The organism is Streptomyces sp. NPDC046862, from assembly GCF_040704615.1.
In the GTDB taxonomy this organism is placed as follows: Bacteria; Actinomycetota; Actinomycetes; order Streptomycetales; family Streptomycetaceae; genus Streptomyces.
Genome location: NZ_JBEYXP010000010.1, coordinates 83,483 through 104,255 on the forward strand (window position 1 = coordinate 83,483; position 20,773 = coordinate 104,255).

The 20,773-nt window shown below is 71.3% G+C and carries 15 protein-coding genes; 9 read left to right on the forward strand and 6 right to left on the reverse strand.

Annotated features, from left to right (window positions below; translation table 11 throughout):
• Positions 1 to 224: 224 nt before the first annotated feature.
• On the forward strand, positions 225 to 1,262 hold the full coding sequence (locus AB0959_RS13435) for an endonuclease/exonuclease/phosphatase family protein (RefSeq protein WP_366826519.1): 1,038 nt from the start codon (positions 225 to 227) through the stop codon (positions 1,260 to 1,262).
• 109 nt (positions 1,263 to 1,371) lie between these two features.
• On the forward strand, positions 1,372 to 2,622 hold the full coding sequence (locus AB0959_RS13440; protein ID WP_366826520.1) for an MFS transporter: 1,251 nt from the start codon (positions 1,372 to 1,374) through the stop codon (positions 2,620 to 2,622).
• Between the two features lie 263 nt (positions 2,623 to 2,885).
• Here the strand turns inward: AB0959_RS13440 and AB0959_RS13445 are convergent, their stop codons facing one another.
• On the reverse strand, positions 2,886 to 4,808 hold the full coding sequence (locus tag AB0959_RS13445) for a SpoIIE family protein phosphatase (RefSeq protein ID WP_366826522.1): 1,923 nt from the start codon (positions 4,806 to 4,808) through the stop codon (positions 2,886 to 2,888).
• 290 nt (positions 4,809 to 5,098) lie between these two features.
• Here AB0959_RS13445 and AB0959_RS13450 point away from each other — a divergent pair, with 290 nt between their 5' ends.
• The 4 genes from AB0959_RS13450 to AB0959_RS13465 all read left to right on the forward strand — a co-directional run bounded on the left by AB0959_RS13450 (position 5,099) and on the right by AB0959_RS13465 (position 11,883).
• Positions 5,099 to 9,307 (forward strand): HAMP domain-containing protein, encoded by a 4,209-nt coding sequence (locus AB0959_RS13450; RefSeq protein WP_366826662.1) that lies wholly within the window; start codon positions 5,099 to 5,101, stop codon positions 9,305 to 9,307.
• Positions 9,304 to 9,894, forward strand: coding sequence for a response regulator (locus AB0959_RS13455; protein WP_366826524.1), 591 nt, complete (start codon positions 9,304 to 9,306; stop codon positions 9,892 to 9,894). Before AB0959_RS13450 ends, AB0959_RS13455 begins: the two co-directional genes overlap by 4 nt.
• A gap of 136 nt (positions 9,895 to 10,030) precedes the next feature.
• Positions 10,031 to 11,056, forward strand: a complete 1,026-nt coding sequence (locus tag AB0959_RS13460; protein ID WP_366826525.1) for an ATP-binding cassette domain-containing protein — start codon at positions 10,031 to 10,033, stop codon at positions 11,054 to 11,056.
• On the forward strand, positions 11,053 to 11,883 hold the full coding sequence (locus tag AB0959_RS13465) for an ABC transporter permease (protein ID WP_366826526.1): 831 nt from the start codon (positions 11,053 to 11,055) through the stop codon (positions 11,881 to 11,883). Before AB0959_RS13460 ends, AB0959_RS13465 begins: the two co-directional genes overlap by 4 nt.
• Positions 11,884 to 11,925: 42 nt before the next feature.
• Here the strand turns inward: AB0959_RS13465 and AB0959_RS13470 are convergent, their stop codons facing one another.
• Positions 11,926 to 15,387 carry a BTAD domain-containing putative transcriptional regulator gene (locus AB0959_RS13470; RefSeq protein ID WP_366826527.1) on the reverse strand — a complete coding sequence of 1,154 codons (3,462 nt, stop codon included), beginning with the start codon at positions 15,385 to 15,387 and terminating at the stop codon, positions 11,926 to 11,928.
• Between the two features lie 216 nt (positions 15,388 to 15,603).
• Here AB0959_RS13470 and AB0959_RS13475 point away from each other — a divergent pair, with 216 nt between their 5' ends.
• On the forward strand, positions 15,604 to 16,401 hold the full coding sequence (locus tag AB0959_RS13475) for a site-2 protease family protein (RefSeq protein ID WP_366826528.1): 798 nt from the start codon (positions 15,604 to 15,606) through the stop codon (positions 16,399 to 16,401).
• Here AB0959_RS13475 and AB0959_RS13480 read toward each other — a convergent pair.
• From AB0959_RS13480 to AB0959_RS13490, 3 genes are all read right to left on the reverse strand, one after another.
• Positions 16,391 to 16,582: a hypothetical protein gene (locus AB0959_RS13480; protein ID WP_366826529.1), complete on the reverse strand. Its 192-nt coding sequence runs from the start codon at positions 16,580 to 16,582 to the stop codon at positions 16,391 to 16,393. The genes AB0959_RS13475 and AB0959_RS13480 overlap by 11 nt on opposite strands.
• A gap of 84 nt (positions 16,583 to 16,666) precedes the next feature.
• Complete coding sequence (gene npdG, locus AB0959_RS13485) at positions 16,667 to 17,383, reverse strand: NADPH-dependent F420 reductase (protein ID WP_366826530.1); 717 nt, start codon at positions 17,381 to 17,383, stop codon at positions 16,667 to 16,669.
• A 37-nt stretch (positions 17,384 to 17,420) separates the two neighbouring features.
• Positions 17,421 to 18,494: a sialidase family protein gene (locus AB0959_RS13490; RefSeq protein ID WP_366826531.1), complete on the reverse strand. Its 1,074-nt coding sequence runs from the start codon at positions 18,492 to 18,494 to the stop codon at positions 17,421 to 17,423.
• Between the two features lie 125 nt (positions 18,495 to 18,619).
• On the opposite strand from AB0959_RS13490, the gene AB0959_RS13495 reads away from it, so the two are divergent.
• The gene (locus AB0959_RS13495) at positions 18,620 to 19,222 is read left to right on the forward strand and encodes a hypothetical protein (RefSeq protein WP_366826532.1); all 603 of its coding nucleotides are present in this window, start codon (positions 18,620 to 18,622) and stop codon (positions 19,220 to 19,222) included.
• Positions 19,223 to 19,517: 295 nt separating this feature from the next.
• On the opposite strand, the gene AB0959_RS13500 is transcribed toward AB0959_RS13495, so the two are convergent.
• Positions 19,518 to 19,748 carry a hypothetical protein gene (locus tag AB0959_RS13500; protein WP_366826533.1) on the reverse strand — a complete coding sequence of 77 codons (231 nt, stop codon included), beginning with the start codon at positions 19,746 to 19,748 and terminating at the stop codon, positions 19,518 to 19,520.
• Positions 19,749 to 19,809: 61 nt separating this feature from the next.
• On the opposite strand from AB0959_RS13500, the gene map reads away from it, so the two are divergent.
• Entirely contained in the window at positions 19,810 to 20,667 is an 858-nt protein-coding gene (gene map, locus AB0959_RS13505) for a type I methionyl aminopeptidase (protein ID WP_366826534.1), read from the forward strand.
• Positions 20,668 to 20,773 lie beyond the last annotated feature (106 nt).

A 20,773-nucleotide genomic window follows, 5' to 3' on the forward strand; every position in this document is an offset into this window, starting at 1 on the left:
AGCCGTTCCTGAGGCGACGTCACCACACCACCGCTCACAACTCCCGGGGAATGTGCGGGATTCGTCACAGAGCACGTTCTCCGGCCGCCGGTTCGGAACTCCGAACACCGGGATGTTCGTCATCGTGCCCGTACGGCCGTCATGGGACGGCGGGAACGACGGCGATCATCCCCTAGGGTCGTAGGGCGGGTGACGACGTGCACGGCAGGTTGTGAGGCGACGGTATGGCGCAGGCGTTTGTGACGGAGACGGGCAGCGGCGGCTCGGGGTCGGGCCGCGAGGGGTCCCGGTTCCGGCGCCTGTGGGACGGCTGGAGGCGGGACCGGGGCATCTGGCGCCGCGGCGTCGTGATCGCCGCCCTCGCGGTGGTCCTCGCGCTGGTGATGGTGCTGCACGCCCGGATCCCCAACACGATCGGCAACCTCGGCAGCCTCACTGACACGTTTCTGCCGTGGCTCGGCGTGTTCGTGCCGGTGCTCCTGATCCTCGCGCTCGTCCGCCGGTCCGCCACCGCGCTCGTCGCCGTGACCCTGCCCACGATCGTCTGGCTGAACCTCTTCGGCGGGCTGGTCACCGACAAGGCCGGCAGCGGCGGTGAGCTGACCGTCGCCACGCACAACGTCAACGCGGACAACCCGGACCCGTCCGGCACGGCCCGCGACGTGGCCGCGTCCGGGGCGGACGTGGTGGCGCTGGAGGAGCTGACCGAGGAGGCCGTGCCGGTCTACGAGAAGGCGCTGGACCCGACGTACAAGTACCACGAGGTGGTCGGCACCGTCGGGCTGTGGAGCAAGTACCCGATGAGCGGCACCAAGGCCGTCGACATCGAGCTGGGCTGGGAGCGCGCGATGCGCTCGACCGTGACGACGCCGGAAGGACAGGTCGCCGTCTACGTGGCCCATCTGCCCTCGGTGCGGGTGAAGCTGGAGGCCGGGTTCACCGCGCGGCAGCGCGACAAGAGCGCCAACGCCCTGGGCGCCGCCATCTCGCACGAGCCGATCAAGCAGGTCGTCCTGCTCGGCGACCTCAACGGCACGATGAACGACCGCGCGCTCAACGCGGTCACCGCGCAGATGCGTTCCACGCAGGGAGCGGCCGGCAGCGGCTTCGGCTTCAGCTGGCCGGCGTCGTTCCCGATGGCCCGCATCGACCAGATCATGGTGCGGGACGCCGAGCCCGAGGCGTCGTGGACGCTGCCGGCGACGGGGAGCGACCATCTGCCGATCGCGGCGCGTGTGAAGCTCGGCACGTCGGGCTCCTGACCACCCGTCTGAAACTGGGGCCCCACCCGCTGGAATAGTGGGCCGGGGAGAGTTTGTTCCGAAGATGAACATACGATGGAACGAATCCCTCCCTTTGAAAGGTTGCTCCATGCCCCTCGCCCTGCTCGCCCTTGCCGTGGGCGCGTTCGGGATCGGTACGACCGAGTTCGTGATGATGGGCCTGCTGCCCGATGTCGCGGTCGACCTGCGCGTCTCCATCCCCACCGCCGGGCATCTCGTGTCGGCGTACGCGCTGGGCGTGGTGATCGGTGCTCCGCTGCTCGCCGCGGTGACGGCCCGCATGCCCCGCCGTACGGTCCTGATCGCGCTGATGGCGCTGTTCGTCTTCGGTAACGCCCTGTCGGCCCTCGCGCCTGACGAGAACTGGCTGTTGGCCGCCCGTTTCCTGAGCGGGCTGCCGCACGGTGCCTTCTTCGGTGTGGGTGCCGTCGTCGCCACGAGCCTGGTGGCGCCCGAGCGCAAGGCCCGTTCGGTCTCGCTGATGTTCCTGGGGCTGACGGTCGCGAACGTCGCCGGGGTGCCCGTCGCGACGCTGGTGGGCCAGCACCTCGGCTGGCGTGCCGCGTTCCTCGGTGTGAGCGTGATCGGGCTGGCCGCGATCGGCTCCCTGGCGATGCTGCTGCCGCGTGACCACGCGAGCGGTGTGTCGGCCGGTGGCGGTCTGCGCGGTGAACTGGCCGCTCTGCGTTCGCTGCCCGTCTGGCTGGCGCTGGGGACGACGGTCGCCGGTTTCGGTGCCCTCTTCGCCGCGTACAGCTACATCGCGCCCATGCTGACGGCTGCCGCCGGGTACGCGGAGGCGAGCGTGACGCTGCTGCTGGCGCTGTTCGGTGTGGGTGCGACGGTGGGCAACCTCATGGGGGGCCGGCTGGCGGACCACTCGCTGCGCGGGACGCTGTTCGGCGGTCTGGTGTCGCTGGTGGTCGTGCTGGGTCTGTTCCCGCTGCTGATGGAGTCGGCGTGGACGGCGGCGCTCGCGGTGACGCTGCTCGGGATGGCGGCCTTCGCCACGGGTTCGCCTCTGCAGCTGATGGTCATGGAGAAGGCGTCCACCGCTCCGTCCCTGGCCTCCTCCGCCAACCAGGCGGCCTTCAACCTGGCGAACGCCGGGGGTGCGTGGATCGGTGGGCTGACGCTCGCGGCCGGGTTCGGGGTGACGTCTCCCGCGGTCGCGGGGGCGGGGCTGGCTGTGCTGGGGCTCGGTGTCGCGGTCGTGTCGTACGTGGTTGATGTGCGGCGGGGGCTTGTGGTGCGGCCGAGTGGGCCGGGGCGTTTGGTGGCTTCGTATGTGCCGCGGAAGTCCGAGTCGGAGTCGGAGTCGGAGTCGGTGGTGCGCTGAGGGGTCGGTACCGGGGGTTTTCGCCCCCGCCGCCCCTACCCTCCCCCACTCTCGGCTTCGCTCGAGCGGGGGGACCCCCATCATCCCCAGGGGGTCCGCCCCTTCGACCCCGGCCAAGGGGGCTGCGCCCCTGGAGCCCCCATCCTTTCGGGGCTCCGCTCCGGACCCCGTTCGGGGGCCGGCCCCCGGACCCCCGCTCCTCAAACTCCCCCAGCTACCGCTGGGAGGTGCCCCCAAGGGGCTGAATCTTCCGTGCCCTCCGCTCAGGATTCCGGGGTGCGGCGCCTCGGCAGGGTCAAGCCCGGGCGGTCGTCGTGGAAAGGTGTCGTCACCGTTGCCGCGCTTCTGGGCAGCGGTACCGCCTCCAGTACCAGTACGGCGAGGTCGTCGTCGATCGGCTCGGTACTGAAGTCGTGGGCGGCTCGCCGGACCCGTTCCGCGACGGCCTTCGCGCCGAGGCCCACGCATCCGCGCAGTACCTCCGCCAGGCCGTCGTCGTCGTCCAACTGCCGTGTGCCTCTGCGGCGTTCGGTCACCCCGTCGGTCACGCACAGCAGCGTCTCACCCGGTGCCAGGCTGAAGGAGTCGGCCTGGAACTCCGTGTGTTCCTCGATGCCCAGCAGCATCTGCGGGCCCGCGACCGGCGTCACCGAGCCGTCCGTCGCCAGCCGCAACGGTGGCGGGTGCCCGGCGCTGGCTATCGTGCACCGAGCGCCGCCGGCGAACCGGTCGGGCTCCAACTCCCCGTACAGCAGGCTCAGGAAGGGCGAGCCCTCCCGCTCGCCGCGGGGCGTCATGAGCTCGGCCGCCTCCTCCGCCATGGCGAGGTTCAGCCGGTTGAGCAGGGACTCGACGCCGTGGCCCTCACGTGCCAGCAGCCGTACGAGGTGCCGGGTCAGGCCGGTGACGGACATCGCCTCCACGTCATGGCCGGCGACGTCACCGAGCAGGAAGCACCACCGGCGGTCCCCGATCGGGAACAGGTCGTAGAAGTCCCCGCCGACCGTCTGGCCCTCGCCCCAGGGCTCGTAGACGAGCGCCGTGTCGACACCCGGGATGGCGGCGAGGGAGGTGGGGAGCTGCCTGCGCTGGAGCGTCCGGCTGATGCTCGCCTGCCGCGTGTAGTGGCGGGCGGTGACCACCGCCTGGGCCATGCGCCGGGCCACGTCCTCCGCGAGCCGTACGACGGCGTCGGTCAGCCGGAGCAGTCCCCCTCGGCCGATCAGGAGCATGCCGTGGCATCTGCCGCCCGCGACGAGCGGGAACGCCAGCGCCGAGCCGCCCGTGTTCTCGGTGCCTCCCTCCTCGGGCCACGGCCAGGGGACACCGGTCGTGCTCAGCCCGGCGGACGGGCGCTCCTTCTCCAGGGCCAGGCGGAGTGTGCGGATCCGCCGCTCGTCCATGTGCCAGACACGGGAGAGCCGCATCTCGGCATTGTCCGTGGTCAGCCATACGCCGCACCAGTCGGCGAGCCTCGGAACGAGGAGCTGTCCGGCGAGGGCCGCGACCATGTCCTCGTCCAGCTGGCCGGCGAGGAGCTCTCCGGCCTCGGCGAGGAACCACTGTCCTTCACGCTCGGCCCAGTCGGCTCCGCGGCCCGGGAGGTCGCGCGGCAGGGCGGGCCCGGGGACGGGCAGGCCACGACGAGCGGCCTCGCTGAGGGTGCCGGTGAGAGCGCCGGTGACATCTTGCTCCGTGGTGACGGGCGGGGTCGCCGTCGCGCACTCCAGACGGAACCACGTGGCCTCCCCGGTGTCCCGGAAGGTCACCCCCCAGGACTCGGCCAGGGAGCACATCAGCTGACGGCCATAGCCGCGCAGATGGCTCCGTACGCGCTTCCCCTCGCCCTCTCCCTCTCCCTCGCCCTTTCCCTCGTCGAGGCAGCCGGAGGTGCCGCGCTGCAGCACCTCGACCACGACGCCCACGTACCCGGGCCCGGCCCGTGCGGGAGCGGGAGCGGCCGGGGGGCCGGGGCCGGCCTCGAGGCGGAAGGCCACCTCGATCTCGAACCCGGCGTGCGCGACGGCGCTGGTCACCAGCTCACTGACGAGGAGCACGGCGTCGTCGACGGACCGGCCGCTGATCGTCGGCGTCCCCGGGAAGCGCAGTTCGGTCCGCTCGGCGAACACGGCGCGCAGGAACTTGCGCGCCGCCGAGGCCGCCAGCTCGTTGGCGGGTACGCGCATCCGCGCCACGGTCGCACGCGGGTCAAGGGATGAACCCACTGACGCCTCCCTGCCAGATTCGCCACCGATAAATACAGGACGAATGTAGCCTAAATGGGAAGAAATCGTATTTTTGTCCCGAGAAATGTAGCGCCATGGAATCTGCCACCCAGCCCGAACTCACTTCCCCTGAGCCCGAACTGCGGGGGCGGGAGCCCACGGAAATCGGCCCCGAGGCCACAGGTCGGCCCGCTCCCGTCCGGGACGGCGAGTGGGTGCGCGCGGCCGAGCTGCGTCCGCTGCTCGCGGCCATGAATTCCCTTAGTGACGGTGACTTCACCGTACGAACGGGAAATATGCCCGAAGGAATCCTTGCCGAGATCGCGGGGCTGTTCAACCAGGTCGTCACGCGGAACGCGCACCTTGCCTCGGAGCTGGAGCGGGTGCGCCGGGAGGTGGTCCGGCAGGGGCACCTGGACGAACGGCTCGCGGCCAGTCCCGGCCAGGGCGGGTGGACGACGAGCGTGGACGCGGCCAACGCGCTGCTGGAAGCGCTGGCCGTCCCGATCGTGAACGCCACGCGCGTCCTGGACGCGGTGGCGGACGGTGATCTGACGCAGCGCGCCGAGCTGCACGACGGCAGACGCCAGCTCCGCGGCGATCTACGGCGCCTGGGGCGCGGGGTGAACCGCATGGTGGAACAGCTGTCGCTGTTCACCGGCGAGCTGACCCGCGTCTCCCGTGAGGTCGGCACCGAGGGCCGTCTCGGTGGACGTGCCACGGTGCAGGGGCTGTCCGGCGACTGGCGTTACGTGACCGAGGCCGTCAACACGATGGCCTCCCGGCTGACCGCGCAGGTGCGCGACATCGCGGTGGTGACCACGGCGGTCGCGCGCGGCGATCTGGCCCGGCAGGTCACGGTCGAGGCGACCGGCGAGCTGCTGGAGCTGAAGCTCACCGTGAACACGATGGTCGACCAGCTGCGCGCGTTCGCCGACGAGGTGACCCGGGTGTCCCGTGAGGTCGGCACGGAAGGACAGCTGGGCGGCCGGGCCCAGGTGCCGGGCGTCTCCGGGGTGTGGAAGGACCTCACCGACAACGTCAACTTCATGGCGTCGAACCTGACCTCGCAGGTCCGCAACATCGCCCAGGTGACCACGGCGGTGGCCACCGGCGATCTGAGCCAGAAGATCACGGTGGACGCGCGCGGCGAGATCCTGCAGCTCAAGAGCACCGTGAACACGATGGTCGACCAGCTGTCCGCGTTCGCGGGCGAGGTCACCCGTGTCGCCCGCGAGGTCGGCACCGAGGGGCAGCTCGGCGGCCGGGCACAGGTCCGGGGCGTCTCCGGGGTCTGGAAGGACCTCACGGAGAACGTCAACTTCATGGCGGACAACCTCACCTCCCAGGTCCGCAACATCGCCCAGGTCGCCACGGCCGTCGCCCAGGGCGACCTCGGCAAGACGATCACGGTGGAGGCGAAGGGCGAGATCCTGGAGCTCAAGTCGACGATCAACACGATGGTCGACCAGCTGTCCGCGTTCGCCGACGAGGTCACCCGTGTCGCCCGCGAGGTCGGCACCGAGGGCAACCTGGGCGGACAGGCGCAGGTCCGAGGGGTGTCGGGCGTGTGGAAGGAGCTGACGGACAACGTCAACTTCATGGCGTCGAACCTGACCTCTCAGGTCCGCAACATCGCCCAGGTGACCACGTCGGTCGCCAACGGTGACCTGTCGAAGAAGATCACGGTCGACGCGCGCGGGGAGATCCTGCAGCTGAAGGACACCGTGAACACGATGGTCGAGCAGCTGCGCGCGTTCGCCGACGAGGTCACGAGGGTGTCCCGCGAGGTCGGCACGGAGGGACGGCTGGGCGGCCGGGCACAGGTCCGGGGCGTCTCCGGGGTCTGGAAGGACCTCACGGAGAACGTCAACTTCATGGCGGACAACCTCACCTCCCAGGTCCGCAACATCGCCCAGGTCGCCACGGCCGTCGCCCAGGGCGACCTGTCGAAGAAGATCGACGTGGACGCGCGCGGCGAGATCCTGGAGCTGAAGACCACGATCAACACGATGGTCGACACGCTCTCCTCGTTCGCGGGCGAGGTCACCCGTGTCGCCCGCGAGGTCGGCACCGAGGGGCAGCTGGGCGGTCAGGCCCGTGTCGAGGGCGTGTACGGCACGTGGAAGCGCCTGACGACGAACGTGAACGAGCTGGCCCTGAACCTCACCACCCAGGTCCGGGCGATCGCGGAGGTGGCCAGCGCGGTCACCCAGGGCGACATGTCCCGCGCCATCACGGTCGAGGCGGAGGGTGAGGTCGCCGAACTGAAGAACAACATCAACCTCATGGTCTCCAACCTCCGGGAGACCACCCGCGCCAAGGACTGGCTGGAGTCCAACCTCACCCGCATGGCCGCGCTCATGCAGGGCCACCGCGACCTGGTGGAGGTCGCCGACCTGATCCTGCGCGAGCTGACCCCGTTGGTGAACGCGCAGTTCGGCGCGTTCTTCCTGGCCGAGGCGGGGGCGGCGCCCGGCAAGGGCCTGCAGTTCATCGCCGGGTACGGCACCGACCAGGCCGGCGGGGGCAGCCCGCTCCCGGGCACCGGCACGCCGGGCCGGGGACTGATCGCACAGGCCGCGCAGGAGAAACAGCGCATCATCATCATGAACGCCCCGCCCGACTACATCACCATCAACTCGGGGCTCGGCACGGCCCGCCCGGCCAGCATCGTCATCCGGCCCGTCCTCTTCGAGGACCAGGTGCTCGGAGTGATCGAGCTGGCCTCGCTCAGCAAGTTCAGCGATGTGCACCTGGCCTTCATCGACCAGTTCGCCAACACGATCGGCGTCTCGATCAACACGATCATCGCCAACTCGCGTACGGAGTCGCTGCTGTCGCAGTCCCAGCGGCTCACCTCCGAGTTGCGTGAGCGGTCGGACGAACTCCAGCGCTCCAACGCCGAGTTGGAGGAGAAGGCCGCCCTGCTCGCGACCGCCTCGCAGTACAAGTCGGAGTTCCTCGCGAACATGTCCCACGAACTGCGCACACCGCTCAACTCGCTGCTGATCCTGGCCCGGCTGCTCGCCGACAACCCCGACGGGCACCTGACCGAACAGGAGGTGCAGTTCGCGACCACCATCCACCGCTCGGGTTCGGACCTGCTCCAGCTGATCAGCGACATCCTCGACCTGTCGAAGATCGAGGCCGGGCGGATGGACGTACGCCCGAAGACGCTCCCGCTGATCAAGCTGCTGGACTACGTCCACGCGACCTTCCGGCCGCTCACCATCGATCGCGGCCTGGGCTTCGAGATCGCGGTCGAGAAGGAGGTACCGGCCGAGCTGTACTCCGACGAGCAGCGCCTCCAGCAGGTGCTGCGCAACCTGCTGTCCAACGCGGTGAAGTTCACCCACTCCGGCAGCGTGGAGCTGCGTGTCAGCCGGCTGCCGGCGCAGGGGTTCGCCGAGGAGACGCTCAAGGACGCGGAAGCCGTCATCGCGTTCTGCGTGAAGGACACGGGGATCGGTATCGCCCCCGAGAAGCTTCCGATGATCTTCGAGGCGTTCCAGCAGTCCGACGGCAACGCCAACCGCAAGTACGGCGGCACCGGCCTCGGCCTGTCCATCAGCCGGGAGATCGCCGGGATGCTCGGCGGCAAGATCGTCGCCGAGAGCGAGCCGGGTGTGGGCTCGCAGTTCACCCTCTACGTTCCCTCGCACCACCCCGGCTCCCTCGCCGAGCAGGACCCGGGGGAACTGCCCGCCGTCGGTGTCCCGCCCGCCCTTCCCGTGGAGGCCCAGGCGCTGGCGGCGGCCGCCGCCGGGGACGGGTCACCCGAGCACGTGCTCGACAGCGCGAGCGGCCTCGGTACCGGCGTCCTGGCGCCGGCCCCTCTCACGGACGACCAGGAGGGCCGGGGAACCGCGGCGGCCGCGGACAGCCGCGAGGACACCTGGCCGGAGACGACGCGGCTCAAGGAATGGCTCAGGGGCCGCCCCGGACGCGTCCTGGAGGGCCGGCGCATCCTGATCGTCGACGACGACATCCGCAACGTCTTCGCCCTCACGCACGCGCTGGGCCGTGTCGGCGTCACCGTGCGGTACGCGGAGAACGGCCGGGAGGGCCTCGAGGTCCTGGAGCGGTCCCCCGACCTGTCCCTGGTCCTGATGGACATCATGATGCCCGAGATGGACGGATACGAGGCCATCCGCACCATCCGGGACACCCCTCGGCTCGCCCACCTGCCGATCATCGCGCTCACCGCCAAGGCGATGCCCGGAGACCGCGACAAGGCGATCGACAGCGGCGCCGACGGTTACGTGCCCAAGCCGGTGAACGTCGACCGCCTGCTGTCGGTCATCTGCGATCTGCTCGACCCGCAGAGCGACGCTCCGGCACCGGAGGAGGAACCCGGCGTCGTCGACGAACTCGACGAACTGGATGAACTCGACGAACTCGACGAGACGCCGGGCGCCGACGACAGTCCCGACGACCAGCCCGGGGGCACGCCATGAGCACCAGCCACGCCGACCCGAGCAGCATCCTCATCGTCGATGACATGGAGGAGAACCTCATCGCGTTCGAGGCCGTACTCGGCCCGCTGCACCAGCACCTGGTCCGCGCGCGCTCGGGAGAGCAGGCGCTGAAGGCGATGCTGCGCCAGGAGTTCGCGGTCGTCCTGCTGGACGTCCGGATGCCCGGCATGGACGGCTTCGAGACCGCCGCCAACATCAAGCGCCTCGACCAGACCAAGGACGTGCCCATCATCCTGGTGACCGGGTCCGAGGGCGGGGCGGACCACGCCTACCGGGGCTACGCGATCGGAGCCGCCGACTTCATCGCCAAGCCCGTCGACCCGTGGGTGCTGCGCACCAAGGTCAACGTCTTCCTCGACCTGTACCGCAAGAACCGCCAACTGGCGGTGCGCACGGTGACGGGGGACGCGGACCGGCTCACGGAGATCACCGACCGGCTCAGCCGGATCGAGCTGCTGCTGCGCGACAGGCCGGACACCGACCCGCCCGGCCTCGCCGACCGCATCGCGGAGCTGGAACGCGCCGTGGGGACCCTCCTGCCGGATCGCACCGGGACGACCCGGTAGCAGACCCTGTGGAAGCACGCTGCCACGCCGCACGGCAAAGCCCTGTCGGTGACGTGTCGGCGGGCTGTCGGCGGACCTCGGAGGTTGTCGGCGGGCTGTCGGTGGTTTGTCGGTGGGCCCTGACACCGTCATCCACATGACGCGAAACGACAAGAACCCAAGCGGCCGTAAGAACGCCGTCACCGTCCGGGGACTGGTCAAGCACTACGGCGAGACCAAGGCGCTGGACGGCGTCGACCTGGATGTGCGGGAGGGCACCGTGATGGGGGTGCTCGGGCCGAACGGCGCCGGGAAGACCACCCTCGTACGGATCCTGTCCACCCTGCTGGCTCCCGACGCGGGGCAGGCCGTCGTCGCCGGCTACGACGTCGTACGGCAGCCCCGGCAGTTGCGGAAGGTGATCGGGCTCACCGGGCAGTACGCATCGGTGGACGAGAAGCTCCCCGGCTGGGAGAACCTCTACATGATCGGGCGGCTGCTCGACCTGCCCCGCAAGGAGGCACGCACACGTGCCGACGAGCTGCTGGAGCGGTTCTCGCTCACCGAGGCCGCCAAGCGGCCCACCAGCACCTACTCCGGCGGTATGCGGCGGCGGCTCGACCTCGCCGCCTCGATGATCGGGCGGCCCGCCGTCCTGTATCTCGACGAGCCGACCACCGGGCTCGACCCGCGCACCCGCAACGAGGTGTGGGACGAGGTCAAGGCCATGGTCGGTGACGGTGTCACCGTGCTGCTGACCACGCAGTACATGGAGGAGGCCGAGCAGCTCGCCTCCGAGCTGACCGTCGTCGACCGGGGCAAGGTCATCGCCCAGGGCGGTATCGAGGAGCTCAAGGCCAAGGTCGGCGGGCGGACCCTGCGAGTGCGGCCGGTCGATCCGCTGCAGCTGCGGCCCCTCGCCGAGTACCTCGACGACCTCGGCATCACCGGGCTCGCCTCCACCACCGTGGACCCCCAGTCCGGCACGCTCCTCGTCCCGGTCCTCAGCGACGAGCAGCTCACCGCGATCGTCGGCGCCGTCACCGCGCGCGGCATCACACTCGCCTCCATCTCCACCGAACTGCCCAGCCTGGACGAGGTGTTCCTGTCCCTCACCGGCCACCGCGCCAGTGCCCCGCAGGACACCACGCCCGCCGACACCCGCGAGGAGGTCGCCGTATGAGCGCCGCCACCATCACCGACGTCCCCACCACTGCGCCCACCGCCGACGCCCGCATCGGGCTGCGCGGGCACCTGCGGCACACCGGCGCCCTCATCCGGCGCAACCTGCTGTGGATCCGGCAGGACCCCGAGTCGATGTTCGACGCGGTGCTGATGCCGGTCGTCTTCACCCTGCTGTTCGTGTACGTCTTCGGCGGCTCGATCGGCCAGGCGCTCGGCGGCGGGCAGGACGGCTACGTGCAGTACGTGATCCCCGGCATGATCGCGATGATGAGCATGACGCTGTCCCAGGGCGTCGGCACCGGGTTCAGCCAGGACTTCAACTCCGGTGTCATGGACCGCTTCCGGTCCCTGCCGATCGGGCGCGGCTCGGTGCTCTTCGCGAAGATCACGGTGGAGCTGGGGCGGATGCTGTTCGCGACGGCCGTACTGATGGTCGTCGCCCTTCTGGTCGGGTTCGACATCACCAACTGGCCCGGTCTGTTCGCGACCGTGGCCCTGTCCGCGGCGTTCGCCTCGTCGATCATGTGGGTGTTCCTCACCCTGGGCGTGGTCCTGAAGAACGCCCAGTCCGTGCAGGCGATGGGCTTCCTGGTGCTGTTCCCGCTGCAGTTCGGCTCGTCGATCTTCGCGCCGACGCAGTCGATGCCGGGCTGGCTCCAGGCCTTCACCGACTACAACCCGCTGTCCACGCTCGCGGACGCGGCGCGCGGACTGATGGTGGGCGGCCCCGTCGCGCACGACCTGTGGGTGACGCTGGGCTGGTCGGTGGCCATCACGGCGGTGATGGCGCCGGTCGCGATCCACAAGTTCCGTACGAAGAGCTGACGTGGGTCCACGCGCACGGGGGCGTGGAGCCGGACGGCCGGTTCACGACGGTCGGACCAGGGCGGTGGCCTCCTCCACGGAGAGCCCACCGCCCTCGGCGTACCCCGTCTCGTACGCCGCGTCGCCCAGTGCGGCCCGGGCCGCGGACTCGGCCCGGCTTCGGTTCTCGACTTCCATGGGGCTGCAGAAGTGGCCGGGCGGGAGCATCGCGTCGGCGGCGCCCAACAGCCGGGCCGCGTCCGCCGCCCGGCTGCCGCCGTCCATACCGGCGACGGCGATGGCGGCCCCGGTGAGCTGGATGGAGACGAAGTGGGGCGCGATGTTGCGGGTGAGCGGGTCCGCTGCCCGTTCCAGTGCCTCGCTCATCTTGGCCAGGGACTCCTCGTAGCGGCCCTCCAGCGCCTTCAGCCAGCCCTCGACCCCGGTGACGAAGCTGGAGAAGAGCACGAAGTTGACGGCGTCGAAGTCCTCACGCAGCAGCCGGATCTGCTCCCACGCCTCCTCGAACCGCCCGCTGCGGCCGAGCCAGACCGCGAGGAAGAGCCGGGCGGCCGGCAGGGCCTCGTTGGTGCTGCCGTGAGCGCTCTCCAGCACGTCGAACAGCATCTTCTCGCCCCGCTCGGCGTCCCCGCCCTCGAGGAGCGCACCGCCGAGGCGCGCTCTGAGGACACCCAGCTGGGCACGGGCGCCGAGCCGTTCGGCGTACTCCAGGGCCCGTGAGTAGTCCGTGGCGGCGCCCGCGTAGTCGCCGTTGCGCTCCTGGGCCTCGCCTCGCGCGGAGAGGGCCTCGGCCGCGCCCCAGTCGTCGCCGATCCGGGTGAACAGCTCCAGCGCCTCCTCCGCGTCGCGGGTGGCGTCGCCCGCCCAGTCGGTGCGGTTGGCGAGGATGTTGGCCCGCATCTGCAGGGCCGCGGCCAGCTCCCAGGAGTAGCCGAGCTCGCGGCAGGTGTTCACGGTCTCGTTGATGATGGCGCGGGTACGCTCCAGATCGGCGCTGAGCAGGGCGGCGAAGAACCACATGAAGCCGGGGAAACGGCAGGTCTGCGGCTGGCCCGGCCGGTAGGTCTCGCTGATGACGCGCAGCTTCTCCTTGGCCTCGGGGGTATCCCAGGCCGACACGTCCAGGTCCATGCCGGCGAGGTGGATGAGGTGCACGCCGCGGCGGGCCTCGGCGAGGACCTCGGGGGACAGCGGTGGCGGACTGTCGGTGAGACGATCGAGCAGGTCCGGGGCGGGGCGCGGGGGTGCGGTGAAGGGGTCGGGGCCGAGCTCCTTGACCTCGGTGGACCAGGTGCGGGCCTCGCTGCGCAGATCGCGCATCTGCCAGTACCAGCACAGTGACAGCACCAGGCTGAGAGCCTCCTGCTCGTCGCGCTCGGCGACGGCGTGCCTCAGGGCGCTGCGGATGTTCTCGTACTCCAGCTCCAGCAGCGCGATCGCCGCGCGCTGGCCGGGGCCGCGCAGCAGCGGGTCGGTGGTGCGGGCGAGTTCGCGGTAGTACGTGAGGTGGGCGCGCTCGGCCGCGGCCCGCGCACCCACGTCGTGGAGCCGCTCGCGCGCGTACTCGGCGACGGTCTCCAGGAGCCGGTAGCGCATCGCGCCGTCGTCGGTGGGGCTCGCCGCCACGAGGGACTTGTCGACGAGCGAGCCCAGTGCCTCCAGTGCGGCGGCGCCGCAGACGGCCTCGGCGGCGGCCAGGTCGCAGCCGCCCGCGAACACCGACAGCCGCCGCAGGACGTCCCGTTCGTCCTCGTCGAGAAGGTCCCAGGACCAGTCGACGACGGCCCGCAGGGTCTGCTGGCGGGGCAGGACGGTCCGGCTGCCGCTGGTGAGCAACCGGAACCGGTCGTCGAGCCGCACCGCTATCTGACGCAACGTCAGCATCCGGAGCCGGGCGGCCGCCAGCTCGATGGCGAGCGGCAGGCCGTCGAGACGCCGGCAGATCTCCTCGGCCGCCTCCGGGTCCTCCGCGGGGTCGAAGCCAGGGCGGGCGGCGGCGCCGCGGTCGGCGAGCAGCCGCAGCGCGTCCGGCCGCGCCAGTGGTTCCACGGGACGCAGCAACTCCCCCGGTACGCCGAGGGGTTCACGGCTCGTGGCCAGGACGGTCAGTCCGGGGCAGCGCTCCAGCAGCCGCTCGGTCAGACGCGCCGCCGCGTCGATCACGTGCTCGCAGTTGTCGAGGATGAGCAGCATGCGGCGCCTGCCGCAGTGCTCGACGAGACGGCTGACCGGGTCGTCGTGCCGGTCGGTCACCACCCGCATCTCCTCGGCGCCCGCGCCGCGCAGCACGGTCTCACGGGCGCCCATGGCGGTCAGGACGGCCTCCGGGACGTTCTCCGGGTCGTCGACCGGGGCGAGTTCGGCCAGCCAGACGCCGTCGGGGACGGCCTCGGCGACGGCCTCGCCGGCCTCCTGCGACAGACGGGTCTTGCCGGCGCCTCCGGGGCCCAGCAGCGTCACGAGCCGGGCCGCCGTCAGGTCGCCCCGGATGGCGTCGATGTCGGCGTCCCGGCCGACGAAGGAGGTGAGGCGGGCGCGGAGGTTGCCGGGCTTGTGGATGTCGCCCCCGCCGCCCCTGCCCGTCCCATCCTGTCCCTGGGGGCTGCGCCCCCAGACCCCCGCAATCGGCCTTGCGGCCTCGTCCTCAAACGCCGGACCGGCTGAAGAGTCAGCCCCTCCGGCGTTTGAGGAGCGGGGTCCGGGGCGGAGCCCCGGATGGGGGTCCCCCCGCTCGAGCGGAGCCGAGAGTGGGGGAGGGACGGGTAGGGGCGGCGGGGGCGAGGAAACCCCCCTCAGCAACTCCCCGTGCAGCGCCCTCAACTCGGCGCCGGGATCGGTGCCCAGCCGGTCCACCAACCGCTGCCGTACGTCCTCGTACGCGGCCAGCGCCTGCGCCGTACGCCCCGCGTCCCGCAGCGCCCGCAGCCGCAGGGCCTGGAGGGGCTCGTCCAGCGGGTGGGCGTCGCTGAGCGCCGCGAGCTCGGGAAGGTGCTGCTCGGCCTGGCCCAGGGCGAGGGCCGCCGTGAGCCGGGCCCGGCGGGCGTCGAGCCGCCGGGCCTCCCAGCGGCCCGCCACGGCCGTACGGTCGGGAAGGTCGGCGAGGGCCGGCCCCTGCCAGAGGTCCAGGGCGTCGTCCAGCACCCCGGCCGCCTTCGCCGCGTCCCCGTCGGCCAGGGCGCGCGTCCCCTCGCCGACGAGCCGTTCGAAACGGTGGAGGTCGACGTCGTCGGCGCCCGCGACCAGCCGGTAGCCGCCGTCGACCGAGGCGACCGAGTCCGGCCCGAGCGCCCTGCGCAGCCGGCCGACGAGCGCCTGCACGGCGCCGGACGCGTCCGCGGGCGGGTCGTCGTCCCACACCTCGTCGACCAGCCGGCGCACGGGAACCGTACGCCCGGGCCGAAGGGCGAGCACGGTCAGCAGGGCACGCAGTCGTGCTCCGCCGACCGGGGCGGAGGTGCCGTCGGGCAGGAATGCCTGGGTGGTGCCGAGGATGCGATAGCGCACAGGGCCATTGTCTCTGGTCGGCTCGGCATCTCTTGCGGGTTTTATGTCCCCGTGAACCGGGAGTAACCGCCGACCAGGGGTCCGGCCGGTGACATGACGGCCGCCAGGAACCCGGGACGGCCCCCAGGACGTTGCCCCCTCAGCACCCGGTACGGTCGACCCGCACACCCCCGCACCGGACATCGCATCATCGGCCCACACCAGGGAGCACACCCCATGACCACCGCCGCGTCCCGCCGGAGCGACCGGAGGATCAGCCCCGTCTTCCTGGGCATCGTGGCCGTGATGGCGGTCACGGGCTGGGCCACGTGGACCGGGTTCGCCGAGCAGCCCGGGATCGCTGTCTTCCTCTTCGTGACGGCGGCCTGGATCGTCTCGCTCTGTCTGCACGAGTACGCGCACGCCCGCACGGCCCTGCACAGCGGGGACATCTCGATCGGCGCGAAGGGGTACCTGACCCTCAACCCGCTCAAGTACACCCACGCGCTGCTCAGCATCGTGCTGCCCGTCCTCTTCGTGATCATGGGCGGGATCGGTCTGCCCGGCGGCGCGGTGTTCATCGAGCGCGGGCGCATCCGGGGCCGCTGGAGGCACAGCCTGATCTCGGCGGCGGGCCCGCTGACCAACGTGGCGTTCGCCGTCGTCTGCACGGCGCCGTTCTGGCTGGACGCACTGGACGGCGTCCCGGAGGCGTTCCAGTACGCGCTGGCCTTCCTGGCGCTGCTCCAGGTCACGGCCGCGATCCTGAACTTCCTGCCGGTGCCGGGTCTGGACGGCTACGGGGTGATCGAGCCCTGGCTGTCGCACAAGGCCCGCCGCCAGATGGAGCCGCTGGCGCCGTTCGGGCTGCTGCTGGTGTTCGCCGTGCTGTGGATCCCCCAGGTGAACGGCGTGTTCTTCGACGCGGTCGACGCGATCCTGCGGGTCCTGGGCATCGGCGACCTCGAGACGTACTGCGGCCAGGACCTGTACCGCTTCTGGCAGGAGGGCAGCGGCGTGTGCGTCACTCGGTGACGGATCCGCGGCCCGTCCTCGTCATCCTCGCCCGCCGCGCGTAGTACCACGTCATGTTGGACGACAGCCCTGCCAGCAGCACCCACACGATCCCCAGCCAGCTGCCCTGGACGAAGGAGACCACGGCGGCGGCCACGGAGAGCAGGCAGAAGGCGAGGGCGAACAGGGCGAGGCGGGGCATGGGGGTCGGCTCCTGGGAGAACGGTCGGACGAGGTACGGACGTGACAGCTACGGCGTCCAGTGTCCCCCATGCCCGTCGGCGTCCTAGACGTCGGTCAGCCTGAGGCCCGCGTGGGCCTTGTAGCGCCGGTTCACGGAGATCAGGTTGGCGACCAGGGACTCGACCTGGTGGGCGTTGCGGAGGCGGCCCGCGAAGATGCCGCGCATGCCGGGGATGCGGTTCGCGAGCGCCTGCACGATCTCGACGTCGGCCCGCTCCTCGCCGAGCACCATCACGTCCGTGTCGATCTCCTCGATCTCCGGGTCCTGGAGGAGGACGGCGGAGAGGTGGTGGAAGGCGGCGGTGACCCGCGAGTCCGGCAGCAGGGCGGCGGCCTGCTCGGCGGCGCTGCCCTCCTCCGGCTTCAGGGCGTACGCGCCCTTCTTGTCGAAGCCGAGCGGGTTGACGCAGTCGACGACGAGCTTGCCGGCCAGTTCCTCGCGCAGGGACTCCAGGGTCTTGCCGTGGCCGTCCCACGGCACCGCGACGATCACGATGTCGCTGCGGCGCGCGGTCTCGGCGTTGTCGGCGCCCTCGACGCCGTGCCCGAGCTCCTCGGCGGCGGACCGCGCGCGGTCGGCGGCCCGCGAACCGATGATCACCTTCTGTCCGGCCCTGGCGAGCCGGTAGGCGAGGCCCTTGCCCTGCGGTCCGGTGCCGCCGAGCACGCCGACGACGAGCCCGGACACGTCGGGCAGGTCCCACGGGTCCTTCGCGGGAGCCTTGGCGGGGGCCTTCTGTGCACTGTCGGTAGAGGTCATGGGCCGACTGTACGTGCGCGGCCGGTGACGGGGACGATCAGGTGAGGGCCGTCACGGGGAACCGGCGGAAGGTGATCGTCTCGTACGCGCTGAAGTCACCCGTCTCGTACAGCAGCCCGACGGTGTCCGCGTCGACGCGGACGAGGTCGGAGTACGCGGCGGGCAGCCCGTCGACGGTGTGGGCGGACCGCCACGTCGTACCGCCGTCCTCGGAGACCCGTACGGTCATCAGGGCGCGGAAGCCGGGGTCGGCCGGGCCGGAGTAGAGGAGCAGGTCGGGGTCCTGGAGCTGGAGGACGCTGCCCTCGCAGACGGGGGCGACGAGGCCGGCCTGGGGGCGGAAGGGCCTGACGAGGGTGGCGCCGCCGTCGGCGGAGTGGGCGTCGGCGCGGGTGCCGGGGGCCGGGGAGTCGTTGCGGGTGTTGAAGTAGACGCGGCCGTCGGGGAGTTCGGCCGCGGTGGTCTCGTTGACGTTGATGTAGCCGTCGGTGTTGTCGTCGACGTATCCGATGCGCCAGGTAGCGCCGCGGTCGTCGCTGAGCAGGCAGTGGCCGCCGTTGTACTTGCCCTCCGTGCCGGTGTCCTCGCCGGCCGGGGGCAGGGAGTGGTTGGCGGGGACGACGACCCGGCCCGTGCTCAGCTGCAACGCGTGCCCGGGCGTGGTGGCGTACCACCGCCACGTGGCCCTCTTGGTCTCCTTGGTGATCTCCTTCGCCTCGGACCAGGTGACCCCGTCGTCGTCGCTGTGCTGCACCCAGACACGCCGGCCGTCCGCGGCGGTCACCACACCGCGACGGATGGCGTCCTCGGTGGCGTGGGCGGCGTTGCGGACGTGGACGAGCAGGACGCGGCCGGTGTCGAGGACGATGGGGGCCGGGTTGCCCGCGAGGTCGTCGCCGTTCTTCGCGGCCACCTGGAGCGGGCCCCAGGTGCGGCCGCCGTCCGTGGACCGCTTCAGCACGACGTCGATGTTCCCGAAGTCGTCCCCCGAACCGACCCGGCCCTCGCAGAAGGCCAGCAGGGTGCCGGCGGCGGTGGCGACGACGGCGGGGATACGGAAGCTCGCGTACCCCTCGCGTCCGGCGCGGAAGGGGATGCTGCTCTCGGTCATGGGGGGCTCCTTGGGGGAGGACGAGGGCTCCTTGGAGGACGGCTGGATTCACCCTGTGCCCCACACGGGCGAATTCGGGGTGAACGCCGCGTCACGAGTGGTGCCGTGCGTCAGGATGCGTGCGCATGGACGCCGTACGGGTCGCGTTGTTGCGGGAAGTGCTCGCCGGAACCGAGTGGCCGGTCGCCACGCGCCGGTTCGCGGGGGCGCTCAGGGGTTCCGTGGTGTCGTACGGCGGCGGGCTGCTGCTCGTGGGCACGGCGGAGTACGAACCGTGGCATCTGGCCGCGCACCTCGTGGACGAGGCGGCGTGGTCGGGCACGCCGGAGCTCTCCCCCACGCTCGTACGGCACGGGGCGCGCCCCGGCGACCCCGCGCATCTGGCGGTGGGGCTGGGCCGTGTGTCGGCGGCGCGGCGGGGCGAGACGCTGCTCGTGGTGTCCCCGTCGGCTCCGGGCGACGCGCTGCTGGAGCGGGTGCACGACGCCCGGCGGGCCGGGGCGCGGGTGCTCGCGCTCGATGCCGGGGATCGTGAGCTGGGGGCGATGGCCCACGAGGCGCTGTCCGTGCCGCCGGACACGGATCTGGACCTGGACACGGTCCAGCACCTGGTGAGCGCGGCGGCGGGCGAGAACGCGGTGCCGCTGCCGCGGGGGAGGCGGCGGCTGCGGGACCGGTTGGCCCGGCTGGCGGACCAGCTGACGGCTCCGCCGCCTGAGCGGTGGTAGCTGCGCTGTCGGGTGGTGGGTAGCTGCGGGTGCGTTGTGGCTGGTCGCGCAGTTCCCCGCGCCCCTTAGAAGCACTCGGGCGCGCCCGAGCTTTCAGGGGCGCGGGGCTGTGTCGATGTGCGGCTCCGCCGCGTGGGCGCGAGCGGCCACGACGCACCCGCAGCCGCCCTCCGACAACAACCCCGCAGACGAGACGCCCTCGCGGGGGCACCCCGCAGACGAGACGCCCTCGCGGGGGCACCCCGGAGAGAACGGCGCGCCCCCGCGAGGGCTGGCTCACTGAGCCGGGGCACCCTCAGTCGTCGGCCTCCCGCGTGGCACCGTTCTGCCAGCGGGCGTCACCCTCCCACTCAAGATTCCGTTCGCGGGCCGTCTCCATCGCGTGGGCCGCCTCGTCGGGGGAGGCGTACGGCCCCATACGGTCCTTGCCGGGGCACTCCGGCCCCTCCTCGACCTTCCTGTGCTCCAGGCAGTAGTACCACTCGCCCGGCTTCCCGACCGCCTTGCGCCTCTTGAACAGGGCCATGACTCACGGCTCCTTTCGCCAGGGACATCGTCCCCCACACCCGCTGGTTAAACTCGCTGGCATGTCTGCCCAGTCGCTGCTCGCCCCGGGGAAGCTCTCCCCCACCCGTACCGTCCCGGGCCACATCCGCCGACCCGAGTACGTGGGCAGGCCCGCCCCCACCCCGTACACCGGCCCGGAGATCCAGACGCCCGAGACGATCGAGGCGATGCGGATCGCCGGGCGGATCGCCGCGCGGGCGATGGAGGAGGCCGCGAAGCTCATCGCGCCCGGCGTGACGACGGACGAGCTGGACCGCGTCGCGCACGCGTACATGTGCGACCACGGCGCCTACCCCTCCACGCTCGGCTACCGCGGCTTCCCCAAGTCGCTGTGCACCTCGGTCAACGAGGTCATCTGCCACGGCATTCCGGACTCCACGGTCCTGCGCGACGGCGACATCATCAACCTGGACGTGACGGCGTACATCGGCGGCGTCCACGGCGACAACAACGCCACGTACCTCGTCGGAGACGTCGACGAGGAGTCGAGGCTGCTGGTGGAGCGGACCCGTGAGTCCCTCACCCGGGCGATCAAGGCGGTCAAGCCGGGACGGCAGATCAACATCATCGGGCGGGTCATCGAGTCGTACGCGAAGCGCTTCGGGTACGGCGTCGTGCGGGACTTCACCGGGCACGGGATCAACTCGTCGTTCCACTCCGGGCTGATCATCCCGCACTACGACAGCCCGCACGCGACGACCGTCATGCAGCCCGGGATGACGTTCACGATCGAGCCGATGCTCACGCTCGGGACGCACGAGTACGACATGTGGGACGACGGCTGGACGGTCCTGACCAAGGACAGGAAGCGGACCGCCCAGTTCGAGCACACGCTGGTCGTGACGGACACGGGCGCCGACATCCTCACGCTGCCGTAGCTCCGCACCGCACCACACCGCACTGCGCCCGGCCATGGCCCGCTCTCTCAGGAGGGCGGGCTTTTCGTGTGGGATCGGTGATGTTTCCGGGTACACAGTTACCGAC

Excerpts from the sequence above, each read along its gene's own strand:
- AB0959_RS13435 (WP_366826519.1), top strand. The coding sequence starts at position 225 with ATGGCGCAGGCGTTTGTGACGGAGACGGGCAGCGGCGGCTCGGGGTCG.
- AB0959_RS13440 (WP_366826520.1), top strand. The coding sequence starts at position 1,372 with ATGCCCCTCGCCCTGCTCGCCCTTGCCGTGGGCGCGTTCGGGATCGGT.
- AB0959_RS13445 (WP_366826522.1), bottom strand. The coding sequence starts at position 4,808 with ATGCGCGTACCCGCCAACGAGCTGGCGGCCTCGGCGGCGCGCAAGTTC.
- AB0959_RS13450 (WP_366826662.1), top strand. The coding sequence starts at position 5,099 with ATGAATTCCCTTAGTGACGGTGACTTCACCGTACGAACGGGAAATATG.
- AB0959_RS13455 (WP_366826524.1), top strand. The coding sequence starts at position 9,304 with ATGAGCACCAGCCACGCCGACCCGAGCAGCATCCTCATCGTCGATGAC.
- AB0959_RS13460 (WP_366826525.1), top strand. The coding sequence starts at position 10,031 with ATGACGCGAAACGACAAGAACCCAAGCGGCCGTAAGAACGCCGTCACC.
- AB0959_RS13465 (WP_366826526.1), top strand. The coding sequence starts at position 11,053 with ATGAGCGCCGCCACCATCACCGACGTCCCCACCACTGCGCCCACCGCC.
- AB0959_RS13475 (WP_366826528.1), top strand. The coding sequence starts at position 15,604 with ATGACCACCGCCGCGTCCCGCCGGAGCGACCGGAGGATCAGCCCCGTC.
- AB0959_RS13480 (WP_366826529.1), bottom strand. The coding sequence starts at position 16,582 with ATGCCCCGCCTCGCCCTGTTCGCCCTCGCCTTCTGCCTGCTCTCCGTG.
- npdG (WP_366826530.1), bottom strand. The coding sequence starts at position 17,383 with ATGACCTCTACCGACAGTGCACAGAAGGCCCCCGCCAAGGCTCCCGCG.
- AB0959_RS13490 (WP_366826531.1), bottom strand. The coding sequence starts at position 18,494 with ATGACCGAGAGCAGCATCCCCTTCCGCGCCGGACGCGAGGGGTACGCG.
- AB0959_RS13495 (WP_366826532.1), top strand. The coding sequence starts at position 18,620 with ATGGACGCCGTACGGGTCGCGTTGTTGCGGGAAGTGCTCGCCGGAACC.
- AB0959_RS13500 (WP_366826533.1), bottom strand. The coding sequence starts at position 19,748 with ATGGCCCTGTTCAAGAGGCGCAAGGCGGTCGGGAAGCCGGGCGAGTGG.
- map (WP_366826534.1), top strand. The coding sequence starts at position 19,810 with ATGTCTGCCCAGTCGCTGCTCGCCCCGGGGAAGCTCTCCCCCACCCGT.